Origin of the sequence: Saccharothrix hoggarensis, from assembly GCF_042678885.1 — a bacterium.
In the GTDB taxonomy this organism is placed as follows: Bacteria; Actinomycetota; Actinomycetes; order Mycobacteriales; family Pseudonocardiaceae; genus Actinosynnema; species Actinosynnema hoggarensis.
Genome location: NZ_JBHTLK010000230.1, coordinates 1 through 11,023 on the forward strand (window position 1 = coordinate 1; position 11,023 = coordinate 11,023).

The window sequence follows — 11,023 nt, forward strand, 5'->3', positions numbered from 1 at the left end:
CCGCGACCATGCCGGGCCGCCCGCCGCTGACCTGGCAGCCCCGCTGGACCGCCGGCTCGCCCGTGGCCGCGAACCCGGCGCCGACGGAGGTCCCGGAGGAGGCCGAGTTCGAGTCGATCGCCATCTCCGCGGACGGCACGCGCGTGGCCGCGGTCGGGCCCGGCGGCCTGGTGACCTGGTCGTGGACGGACGGCACTCCGACCGACTGCAAGGCCTCCGCGGACATCGGAGGTCACCTGGTGCTGGTGCTGGACAACGGCGAGATCGTCGTGGACGGGCCGGACGGGCTGGTGAGCATGCGGGACACCGGCGTCCACAGGCTCGGCAAGATCGCCCGGACGCGGTTGGAGGCCGCCATCCCGCTGGGCGACTCGCGCTACCTGTGCGTCAGCACCGGAGGCGAGGTGCTCAAAGTGGTGCGGTCCTACCTCTTGGGTGTCAGCTACGAGGCCTTGAAACCGCACAACCACGCCGGTTCGACCTGGGCGGTCGGCTACGGCGAGGACGGCGCGGTGGTGGCGAACCTGGACAGCCGCGGCCAACTCGTGTTGTCGGAGAACGGGCGCACCTTCCACAACCTCTACCCGGTGGACCGGCCCGTCACCGCTTTCGCCGTCAGCCCGGACGGCGGGCGGCTGGCGGCGGCCACCGAGGACGGCTGGGTCGGTTTCCTGGACCGCGGACGCGACGAGACCTGGAGGCGCTCGGTGGTGGTGGGCAGCGCGGTGACCGCGATGGCGTTCGCCCCGCACGGCGCCGGGCTCGCCGTGGGATGCCAGGACGGCAGCGTGTTCGTCGTGGCCTGGGGCGGCATGCTCGTCGGCCCGGCCAAGGTGTCCGACCGGCCGATCACCGCGATCGCGATCAGCGGCCGGGCCGAGCGGGTCGTCGCCCACGACGGCCGCCGCGTGCACTGCTTCGAACCGGTCAGGGGCACGACGTTCCCCGTCCTCGCGCCACTCCTGTCGGATCGGGGTCGGGCGTCGGCGGACGGAGTGCCGGTCGCGACGTCGTTCACGGACTTCGACGGGCACACGGTGGTTGCCTTCGCGGACGGGTCCTTCTCCCTGGTGGACGTCGACACCGGTGAAGCCCACCGTGCGATGAACCTCGACACGCCCGCACGCGACCTCGTCCCGGTCGAAATCGGCGGCTTGCCGGGACTCTTGGTCGAGACCGCCGACGGATACTGGCTCACCCACGGCCACGTGAGCCACGAGGCCGGCCCGAGGTACCTCGGGGACGCGGAGTGGGCCTCCGCCCGGTTCCGGCACCGCGCGCCGACGACGCACATCGGGCTGGACGGGCACTTGGTCGAGGTCGTGTCCCGCGGCGACGACCTCTCGACCCGGGACGTCGTCGGCGGCGTGCCCGCGGCACTCGGCGAGCACCCCGGCTGCCGGGTGGTGCACTGCGCGTACGTCGACGACCGCCCGCTGGCGTTCACCGGCGGCGACGACGGGTGCGTGCGGGTGTGGGACCTGGCCACCCGGCGGTTGGTCGACACGCTCGACGTCGGCCGTCCGGTGTGGCGGATCGACGTCCGGGACGGCCGGCGGTTGCTGGTCGGCTCGGGCGGCGAAGTGGTGGCCTTCGAACACTTCACGGGAAGCGGGACATGACCTCGGTTCTGGGCGTGCACGGCATCGGCAACTACAAGTACTTCCGGCGCGGCGGGTCGGCGGAGGAGGCCGCCGCGCTGCTCGCGGAGGACTGGCGCAAGGCGCTGCGGCGCGCGCACGTCGACCTCGACGTCGCCTACTACGCCCACCACCTGCACCGGGGCACCGCCCAGGGCCCGCAGGACGACCCGGCGACGTTGGAGCCGGGCGCGCAGGAGCTGCTGCTCGACTGGACGGGCCTGCTGCGCCGGGGTTCGAGCGTCCCGCAGGGTCCGCGCACGGTCCGCGCCCGCCAGGCCGCGGACTGGATCACGCGCAACTTCGGCCCCGCCGCGCGGCTGTTCGCCATCGCGTTCTGCCGCGAGGTGCACACGTACCTGTCCCGGCCGGACTCGCCGCGTCGCGACGCGGTCCGCCGCACCGTCGCCGACGCGATCGCCCGTCGCCGCCCGAACGTGGTCGTCGCGCACTCGCTCGGCAGCGTCGTCGCCTACGAAACCCTGTGGGCGCACCAGAACCACGACGTGGACCTGCTCGTCACCATCGGCAGCCCGCTGGCGATGCCGGGCGTCGTGGCGCCCCGCCTGCACCCGGCCGCCACGGCGGGCGGCACGCCGCCGCGCGTGCGCCGCTGGGTGAACGTCGCGGACGTCGGCGACCTCGTGGCGATCCCGCGCACCGGCCTGCGCGACCACTTCCCGGGGGTGGAGCGGGACGTCACCGTCACGATCGGGGAGTGGGACTTCCACACCGCGACGGGGTACCTGCGCAACCCCGAGGTGGCCGCGCTGGTCGGCTGAACGTCCGGTCAGGCCGTCGTGACGAGCCGCGCGCCGATCTCCCGCACCACGGACGCCAGGAGGTCGACGTCCTCCTCGGTCGTGCGCCAGTTCACGATCGCCGGCCGCAGCGCGACCATGCCCCGGTACACGGTGGTGCCCGCGTACACCCGGCCGTCCTCCACCAGCTCCTCGCCCAGCCGGCGGTTGAGCGCGTCGAGGTCCGCCTCGGGCACACCCGGCGGCCGGTAGCGGAAGCAGACGATGAACACGGTGATCGGCGCGAGGAGTTCGAGGTCCGGCGCCTCGGCGATCCGCCTGCCCAGGCGCAGCGCCAAGTCCTGGTGGCGCTCCACCATCGCCCGGTGGCCCTCGCGGCCGTACGCGCGCAGCGTCGCCCAGATCGGCAGGGCACGGGCCCGGCGCGACGACTCCGGACCCAGGTTGTTGTAGTTGACGAACTCGTCGTCCGGCTCGGGCAGGTACGGGGCGTTCCACCCGCCGAACGCCCGGCCGAGGAACGAGCGGTCCCGGACGAACGCGACACCGCTCTCGTACGGCACGTTGAGCCACTTGTGGCCGTCCGCGGCCACCGAGTCGGCCCGCTCCACCCCGCGCACCAGCCCCGCCGTGCGCGGTGACAGGGCGGCGAACAGGCCGAACGCGCCGTCCACGTGCAGCCACGCGCCGTGCCGCTCGGCCAGGTCGGCCAGCTCGTCCAGCGGGTCGTAGTCGCCGCCGTTGACCTCGCCCGCGTTGCCGATCAGCACCGCCGGACCCGACCCCGCCAACGCGTCGTCCAGGGCCGCCACGTCGAGCCGGCCCGCGTCGTCCCGGGTGAACGTCCGCACCGCGTCCCGGCCGAGTCCCAGCAGTTGCAGGGCCTTGCGGCTGCTCGGGTGCACGTAGCCGCTGGAGAACACCGGCATCCGCGGCAGGCCCGCGAGCCCGTCCGCGGTCACGTCGACGCCGTGCCGCTCCGCCCACCAGAACCGCGCGCACGCCAACCCGGTGAGGTTCGCGAACGTCGCGCTCGGCGTGAGCACGCCGCCGTACGTCGCGGGCAGGCCGAACAGCTCCTTCAGCCACCGCAGCACCACCGTCTCGGCGCGCGTGGCGAACGGCGACGTCAGCCACAGGCCGGACGCCTGGTCCAGCAGGGACGTCACCCAGTCCGCCGCCTGCGCGGCCGGTGTCGCGCCGCCGACGACGAAGTGGAAGAACCGGGGCCCGGACGAGTGCGTGGCCGCCCGCGTGCCGATTCGCAGCAGGTCCGCGATCGCCGTCATGGTGCCGTCGCCCGCCTCGGGCAGCGGGGCCGTCGAGGTCGTCGAGCAGGTGGACGTGCGTGGCGTCGCGGACCGGCAGGTGCGGCAGCGCGTCGAGGTACGGGCGCGCGGCCCGTGCGACCATCCCCAACGCCTCGGCGGCGTCCTCCCGAGCGTTCAGCGGATCACCCATCATGGCAGGGTAGACGGCGATGGCGCGACGCGGGCGGTTCCGGGGCAGGGCGGTCGACGCCGAGGTGGACGCGTTCCTCGGCCTCCGGTACGCGGAGCCGCCGTTCGGCCCGCGCCGGTTCGCCGCACCCGTGCCGACCGACCCGGCGGACGACTGCCCGGAGTTCGGGCCGATCGCGCCGCAGTCCGCGCGGCTGCCCGGCGCGCCGGTGTGGCGGCCGGGCGACGAGGACGTGCTGACCCTCAACGTGTGGACGCCGTCCACTCCGGGTGGGCCGTGGCCGGTGGTGTTCTACGTGCACGGCGGCGCGTACGCGTTCGGCTCGTCCGCCCAGCCCGACTACGACGGCGCCGCGCTGGTCCGTGCCGGCCTGGTCGTGGTGACGTGCAACTACCGGCTGGGGTTCGAGGGCTTCGGCCACGTGCCGGGCCGGCCGGACAACCGGGGGCTGCTCGACCAGCGGGCCGCGCTGCGGTGGGTGCGGGAGAACATCGCGGTGTTCGGCGGGGACCCGGACGTCGTCACGGTCGCCGGCCAGTCGGCGGGCGCGGCGTCGGCGTTGTTCCTCGCGGCGTGGGAGCCGGTGCGGCGGGTGATCGCGCACAGCGTGCCGAACCGGTGCTACACCAGGGGTTTCGCGCAACGGGTGGCGGAGTGGATCGACACCGCCACGCCGGAGTCCGCGGTCGCGTCCGCCGACGCGCTCGTCGCGGCGCAGCGCACCGGGCCGTTGAGCCACGACCCGGTGCTGTTCGGCCCGGTTGCCGACGCGCTGCCCATGCTCCGCCCGGACGTGGACGCGCTGCTGTGTCACACCGACGTCGAGTACCGGCTGTTCCAGGAGGTCGGCACGTTCCGCCCGCCGGCCGACCTCGCCGCGCTCGGCCGCGCGTGGGGCATCCCGGAGCACGTCGTGGCGGCGTACGCGCCCCTCCCCGACGCGCACGTGCGGCTGGCCGGCGACTTCGTGTTCGCCGAACCCACCGCCAGGCTGGCCGACGCGCACGGCCGGGCGTTCCTGGCGAGGTTCACCCGGCCGCCCGCCTGGCACACCGCGGACGTGCCGTTCTCGTTCGGCAACCTGGACGGCGCCGACTTCCTCATCGGCGGCCCGGCCGGCGCGGAGGAGCGCGCTCTGTCCCGCCGGATGCTGCGGGCGTGGGTCGACTTCTGCGCCACCGGCGACCCCGGCTGGACCGGCGTCCGGCACTGGGGCGACGAGGTGCCGTCCAGGCGCGAGGCGTGGCGCGGGGTGGACCTCTCCGCGCCCGTGGACCACCCGGTCAGCGGAACCGGCGCTCGCCCGCCTCGACCGGCACCGTGACGGTGTTCTCCGGCAACGGTTTCGGGCAGGTGCCGTACGGGCTGAGGCCGGCGGGCAGGTTGATCGCCCGGTTGAAGTCCAGCACGACCTCGCCCGCCGTCGGCGCGGGCACGGACAACACGCGCCAGTCGGCGGTGGTGTCGCCGTTGGTCGGGTCGTGGAACAGGATCTGCGCGCCGTCACCCTGCGCGTGGACGACGAGTTCCTGCGGCCGGCCGGCGAGCGTGAACCGGACCGCGCCGAGCGCCGTCAGGTGGTGCTCCAGACCGGGCAGGGCACCGTCCACCTTGGACGGTCGGGGCGGGTCGTAGGGCTGGAAGTCGGCCCGCACCACCCAGTCCGGGCTCACGTCGAACGCGGGCACGCCGGTGAAGCCGACCAGGTCGGGCGCGTGCGGGTCGCGCACCCGCAGGCCGTGGCGGCCGGTGCGGAGGATGATCTCGACCTTCGTGTCGCCCTCGCCGTCGACGAGCAGCGACCCGGCCTCCGCGACCACGTGCTCCCGGACGCCGTCCCGCACCACCTCGCCGTCGGTGCTCCACTCGCCGGGCACGCCGGGGAACGCGCGGGGCGTCGCGTCGAGCCAGTGCAGCGCGGTGAGGGACAGCCAGCCGTGCGGCGCGCGCAGCGCCTCCTCACGTGCCGCGTGCCACCGGACCCAGTCGGCGGTGAGGTCTTCGACCGTCGTCATCACGTTCCTCCCTCGTGGTTCGTCCACCATCGAACCACCGGAGGGGTGCGGTCGCCGGCGCGTCCACCTGGTGACCACCGGCGGCCGGGACTTGACGCCCGCGCACGGTATGGCGCACCGTCCCCGCGCACGGTCTGGCGCATGGACTCGCGCAACTCTCGCGCAACCTCCGCGCGGGCGGCCCGAACCGACCCGGCCGACACCCCGGACCACCACGTATCGTGGCCGCATGGCCAAGGCCGTTGGTGAGCAGATGGGTGTCGTCACCGCGCTGGTTCGCACCACGTTCCTGGTGAACGCCGCCTACGCCGACGCGGCGCGGCAGTACGGGCTGACGCCGCAGCAGGGGCAGTTGCTGTGCGTGCTGATGGCGCGGCCGTACGGCATGGGCGAGCTGGGCGCGGTCCTCGGGCTCGCCAAGTCGAGCCTCAGCGGCCTGGTGGACCGGACCGCCCGACGCGGCCTGGTCCGCCGCGAGGCCGACCCGGCGGACAGCCGCGCGGTCCGCGTCGAGCTGACGGACGAGGGCAGCCGCCTCGCCGACGTGTTCTACGCCGAGACGTGCCGCCGGATCGAGGAACTGCCGTCCGGTCTCGACGACGCCGAGCGCGGCGTCCTCGCGGACCTCCTCGCCCGCGTGGTGCGGGACAACGAGGTGCCGCCCGTCTTCCTGGCGCTCAACGAGCAGGGCTGACCCGGGCTGGGTTCGACGGGGTGGAGCCGCCCCGCGAACCGACCCGGCCGCGCGAAGTGCCGGCGTGAACCCTCAGCGGGGGTCGTCGCGCTCCCGCCGCACGGTGACCTTGCGGCCCTTGATGGTGGCGCCCCGCAGCGACGCGATGACCTGCTGCGCCGCCGCCTCCGGCACCTCCACCAGCGAGAACCGGTCGGCGATCTCGATCGCGCCGATCTCGCGGCCGTTGAGCCGCGCCTCGCCCGCGATCGCGCCGACGAGGTCCTGCGGCCGGATGCCCGAGCTGCGTCCCGCGCCGACGAACAGCCGGGTCATGCCCGCGGACGGACGACGCGGCTTGCGCGGCTCACGCCGCTCGCCGCCGGCCTCGCGGCCCCGGCGGTCGCCCGACGGGCCGGACCTCGGCACGTACTCGGGGATCTCCTCCTCGTCGGCCGCCGCGCCGGTGGCCTCGTGCGCGAGCTTCACCGCCGCGAGCGCCACCTCCATGACGTCGAACTGGTCGGTCAGCGTCTCCACCACGACCCGGAAGCTCTCCAGGTCGTCCTCCAGCAGGCTCTCGTGCAGCGCGGCCCTGGTCAGCTCCAGCTTGCGCGCCCGCAGGTCCGCGATCGTCGGGACCTTCTCCATGTGGATGCGCTGCTTGGTGACCCGCTCGATGGTCTTCAGCATGCCGTGCTCGCGCGGCTCGGCCAGCGTGATCGCCACGCCCTCGCGGCCCGCCCGCCCGATCCGGCCGATGCGGTGCACGTACGACTCCGGCGCGGACGGCACGTTGTAGTTGACGACGTGCGTCAGCTGCTCGATGTCCAGGCCGCGCGCCGCGACGTCCGTCGCCACCAGCAGGTCGGCGGTGCCGTTGCGCAGCCGGGCCATCACGCGGTCGCGCTGCTCCTGGCTGATGCCGCCGTGCAGCGACTCCGCCCGGTAGCCGCGGCCGTTCAGCGTCTCGGTGAGCTGGTCGACCTCGTCACGCGTGCGGCAGAACACGATCGCCGCGGTCGGGGCCTCCACGTCCAGCACGCGCCCCAGCGCGGCCGGCTTGTGCGCGCGCGGCACGACGTACGCGCTCTGCCGCACCTTCGGCGCCTCGCCCGGCTCCGCCTGCTCGCGGCCGATCGTGATGCGCACCGGGTCGGACAGGTGCTGCCGGGCGAGCCGGTCGATGCGCCCCGGCATGGTCGCGGAGAACAGCACCGTCTGCCGCTCGGCGGGCGTCTCGGCCAGGATCGTGTCCAGGTCCTCGGCGAAACCCATGTCCAGCATCTCGTCGGCCTCGTCGAGCACGACGACTTCCAGCCGCTCCAGCTTCAACGTGCCGCGGTTGAGGTGGTCGACCGCGCGGCCCGGCGTGGCCACGACGACGTCGACGCCCTGCTCCAGCACGCGCAGCTGCCGCCCGATGGGCTGGCCGCCGTAGATCGGCAGCACCCGCGCGCCCAGCTCCCGCCCGTACCGGTGCACCGCTTCGGAGACCTGCACCGCGAGTTCCCGCGTCGGCACCAGCACCAGCGCGAACGGCGCCCGCGAGTTCCGCTCGCCACCGGCCATGCGCTCCAGCACGGGCAGCGCGAACGCGGCCGTCTTCCCGGTGCCGGTGGCGGCCTGTCCGAGCAGGTCGCAGCCCTCGGTCAACGGGGGGATGGCCTCGCGCTGGATGGGGGTGGGCTCCTCGTAACCGAGGCCGGTCAGCGCCCGGAGGAGTTCGGGGCGCAACCCGAGGTCGGCGAAGCTGGTCCGGTCGTCGGGCTCGTCGTTCATGCCCTCAAGTCTCGCTGATCGTCCCTGAACCGCTCGGTGAGGGGGGTCCGCCGCGCGGTTGACGCAACCGATGAGTTGCCATACGGTGGCAACCGTTGGGTTGCTACTTGTGGGAGGCGGCAATGGCTTTTCCGGATCGCATCGAGCGGACCGTGGAGGTCGCCCACCCGCCGGCCAAGGTGTGGACCGCGCTCACCACGGCCGAGGGGTTGGGCGCCTGGTTCGGCGACGAGGCGACGATCGACCTGCGCCCCGGCGGGGCGGCCCAGCTCAGGTGGGCCGGTGGCGAGACCGCCGACCTGCGCGTGGAACGGGTCGAGGAGCCGACCGCCTTCGGGTTCAGCTGGCGCATCCACGGCCTGCCCGAGGACGACCCCCGCCGGACGTACGTCGAGTTCACGCTCGAACCGGTGGGCTCGGGCACCCGGCTGACGGTGGTCGAGAGCGGTTTCGCGCAGCTGCCCGAGGACGTGCACGGCACGGCCTTCGGCGGCAACTCGCGGGGCTGGGCCAGCGAGCTGGGCGACCTGGTCGACTACCTCGATGCCGCCTGAGACCGAGGCGGTCGCCGAGCAGGTCTTCACCGCCCTGGCCGATCCGACCCGGCGGGCGATCCTGGCGGCGCTGGCCGCGGGCGGCCCGGCCACGGCCACCGACCTCGCGGACCGGCTGCCGATCACCCGGCAGGCCATCGCCAAGCACCTGGCCCTGCTGTCCGAGGTCGGCCTGGTGACGGCCGAGCCGGGGGAGCGGCGCCGGGTGCGGTACCGGCTGCGGTCCGCGCCCATGCGGGTGGCGCAGCAGTTCCTGGCCGCGCTGGCCCGCGACTGGGACGGCCCGCTCGACGCGCTGAAGGACCACCTCGACCGGCAGTGAGGCCGGCCGCACGGCAGTTCCACCACCACGCGCCCGGACCGGGCGCGGACCAGCACCGGAAGGTGGGCAGGACACAGTGGACACGACCATGAAGACCCCTCCGATCGTCACGCCGGAGGAGTGGGAGGCGGCACGGCTCGAACTCCTCGTGAAGGAGAAGGAGCTGACCCGCGCCCGTGACGCGATGGCCGCTCAGCGGCGGCGGATGCCGTGGCTCGCGGTGGAGCGGGAGTACGCGTTCGACGGGCCGGCGGGGCGGGCGAGCCTGCTCGACCTGTTCGAGGGCAGGCGGCAGCTGATCGTCTACCGGGCGTTCTTCGACCCCGGCGTGGACGGCTGGCCCGACCACCCGTGCCGGGGCTGTTCGATGGTGGCCGACCAGGTGGCCCACGTCGCCCACCTGAACGCGCGGGACACCACGCTCGTCTTCGCCTCGCGCGCGCCGCAGGCGGACATCCGGCGGGTGAAGGAGCGGATGGGCTGGACGATGCCCTGGTACACGCTGACCGACGGGTTCGACGCGGACTTCGGCGTGGACGAGTGGCACGGCACGAACGCGTTCATCCGCGACGGCGACCGCGTGTTCCGCACGTACTTCGTCAACAACCGCGGCGACGAGGCGTTGGGCAGCACGTGGAGCTACCTCGACATGACCGCGCTGGGGCGGCAGGAGGAGTGGGAGGACTCGCCCGAGGGGCATCCCCAGACCCCGCCGTACGCGTGGTGGAACTGGCACGACTCGTACGGCAAGGACACCGCCGCGTCGGAGACCGCCGAGCCGGCGGAGGACCCCCAGGGGTCGTCCGGGTGCGGTTGTCGCTGAGCCGGCCTGCCGTCCGGGGAAGTTAAGCGGTTAAGCTCCGCTGGTGACGCCACTGCGCTGGGGAGTTCTCGGGGCCACCGCCCGCATCGGCTCGCGGGTGGTGCCCGCCCTCCACCGGACGCCCGGCAACGTGGTCGTCGCCGTGGCGAGCCGTCCGGGCCGCCAGGCCGCGGCCGCCGAGGTGGCCCGGCCGTTCGGGGCGCGCGTCCACGACGGGTACGACGCGCTGCTGGCCGACCCGGGGGTCGACGCGGTGTACGTCGCGCTGCCCAACACGCAGCACGTGCCGTGGACGTTGCGCGCGCTCGGGGCGGGGAAGCACGTCCTGGTCGAGAAGCCGATGGCACTGTCCGAAGTGGACTGCGTGCGGGTCGAACGCGCGGCGGCCGACCTGGTCGTCATGGAGGCGTACATGTACCGCTTCCACCCGCAGCAGCGGAGGGCCGCCGAACTCCTCGCCTCCGGTGAGATCGGCGAGCTGCGGGTGGTGCGGTCCGCGTTCGCCTACCCGACCGCGCCGGAGGGCAACATCCGGTTCGACCCCGCGCTCGGCGGCGGCGCGACGTGGGACGTCGGCTGCTACGCGTTCGACGTGCCGCTGTGGGCGTTCGACGCCGAGCCGCGGTCGGTGCGGGCCAGGTTCCACACGCGCGGGGTCGACCTGAGCGCCGTCGCCACGCTCGACTTCGGCGACGGCCGCTCGGCGGTGCTGGACTACGGCCTCGACTACGGGCCGCGCGCGACGTACGAGTTCCAGGGCACGCGGGGCTCGATCTCGGTGCGCAACGCGTGGACCCGACCGGACGAGGAAGGGCTGATCACCGTCGTCACGCTGGACGGCGTGCGCGACGAGGTGGTGCCCGCCGCCGACGCCTACGAGCACCAGGCGGCGGCGTTCGCTGAGGCGGTGCGGGACGGCGTCACGCCGCTGGTGTCGCCCGCGCACTCGGCGCGCACGGCGCGGGTCGGCGAGGCGTTGGCGCGCTCGGCGG

11 protein-coding genes are annotated in these 11,023 nt (G+C 74.2%); 8 read left to right on the top strand and 3 right to left on the bottom strand.

All coding sequences use genetic code 11. The annotated features are described in order from the left end of the window. Both ACFQ3T_RS29840 and ACFQ3T_RS29845 read left to right on the top strand, forming a co-directional pair. Window positions 1-1,622 (top strand): WD40 repeat domain-containing protein (locus ACFQ3T_RS29840; RefSeq protein ID WP_380728278.1); only part of this gene is annotated, 1,622 nt, incomplete at its 5' end. Then, entirely contained in the window at window positions 1,619-2,422 is an 804-nt protein-coding gene (locus tag ACFQ3T_RS29845) for a serine peptidase (RefSeq protein ID WP_380728280.1), read from the top strand. The genes ACFQ3T_RS29840 and ACFQ3T_RS29845, both read left to right, overlap by 4 nt. Before the next feature lie 8 nt (window positions 2,423-2,430). On the opposite strand, the gene ACFQ3T_RS29850 is transcribed toward ACFQ3T_RS29845, so the two are convergent. Continuing rightward, entirely contained in the window at window positions 2,431-3,690 is a 1,260-nt protein-coding gene (locus ACFQ3T_RS29850; RefSeq protein WP_380728282.1) for a pyridoxal phosphate-dependent decarboxylase family protein, read from the bottom strand. A gap of 191 nt (window positions 3,691-3,881) precedes the next feature. Between ACFQ3T_RS29850 and ACFQ3T_RS29855 the strand changes: the two genes are divergently transcribed. Further along, on the top strand, window positions 3,882-5,186 hold the full coding sequence (locus ACFQ3T_RS29855; protein ID WP_380728284.1) for a carboxylesterase family protein: 1,305 nt from the start codon (window positions 3,882-3,884) through the stop codon (window positions 5,184-5,186). On the opposite strand, the gene ACFQ3T_RS29860 is transcribed toward ACFQ3T_RS29855, so the two are convergent. After that, window positions 5,146-5,877, bottom strand: coding sequence for a DUF1684 domain-containing protein (locus tag ACFQ3T_RS29860; RefSeq protein ID WP_380728286.1), 732 nt, complete (start codon window positions 5,875-5,877; stop codon window positions 5,146-5,148). The genes ACFQ3T_RS29855 and ACFQ3T_RS29860 overlap by 41 nt on opposite strands. A gap of 229 nt (window positions 5,878-6,106) precedes the next feature. Here ACFQ3T_RS29860 and ACFQ3T_RS29865 point away from each other — a divergent pair, with 229 nt between their 5' ends. Further along, on the top strand, window positions 6,107-6,571 hold the full coding sequence (locus tag ACFQ3T_RS29865; protein WP_380728288.1) for a MarR family winged helix-turn-helix transcriptional regulator: 465 nt from the start codon (window positions 6,107-6,109) through the stop codon (window positions 6,569-6,571). Window positions 6,572-6,643: 72 nt separating this feature from the next. Here the strand turns inward: ACFQ3T_RS29865 and ACFQ3T_RS29870 are convergent, their stop codons facing one another. Further along, on the bottom strand, window positions 6,644-8,332 hold the full coding sequence (locus tag ACFQ3T_RS29870; protein WP_380728291.1) for a DEAD/DEAH box helicase: 1,689 nt from the start codon (window positions 8,330-8,332) through the stop codon (window positions 6,644-6,646). 122 nt (window positions 8,333-8,454) lie between these two features. Between ACFQ3T_RS29870 and ACFQ3T_RS29875 the strand changes: the two genes are divergently transcribed. The 4 genes from ACFQ3T_RS29875 to ACFQ3T_RS29890 form a co-directional block, all read left to right on the top strand. Further along, on the top strand, window positions 8,455-8,886 hold the full coding sequence (locus ACFQ3T_RS29875) for an SRPBCC domain-containing protein (RefSeq protein ID WP_380728294.1): 432 nt from the start codon (window positions 8,455-8,457) through the stop codon (window positions 8,884-8,886). Further along, window positions 8,876-9,208 carry a metalloregulator ArsR/SmtB family transcription factor gene (locus tag ACFQ3T_RS29880; protein ID WP_380728297.1) on the top strand — a complete coding sequence of 111 codons (333 nt, stop codon included), beginning with the start codon at window positions 8,876-8,878 and terminating at the stop codon, window positions 9,206-9,208. The genes ACFQ3T_RS29875 and ACFQ3T_RS29880 overlap by 11 nt, the downstream gene beginning before the upstream one ends. 88 nt (window positions 9,209-9,296) lie before the next feature. Then, window positions 9,297-10,031, top strand: coding sequence for a DUF899 domain-containing protein (locus tag ACFQ3T_RS29885; RefSeq protein WP_380728300.1), 735 nt, complete (start codon window positions 9,297-9,299; stop codon window positions 10,029-10,031). 43 nt (window positions 10,032-10,074) lie between these two features. Beyond that, window positions 10,075-11,023: Gfo/Idh/MocA family protein (locus tag ACFQ3T_RS29890; RefSeq protein WP_380728302.1), on the top strand; the 949-nt coding region annotated here is incomplete at its 3' end.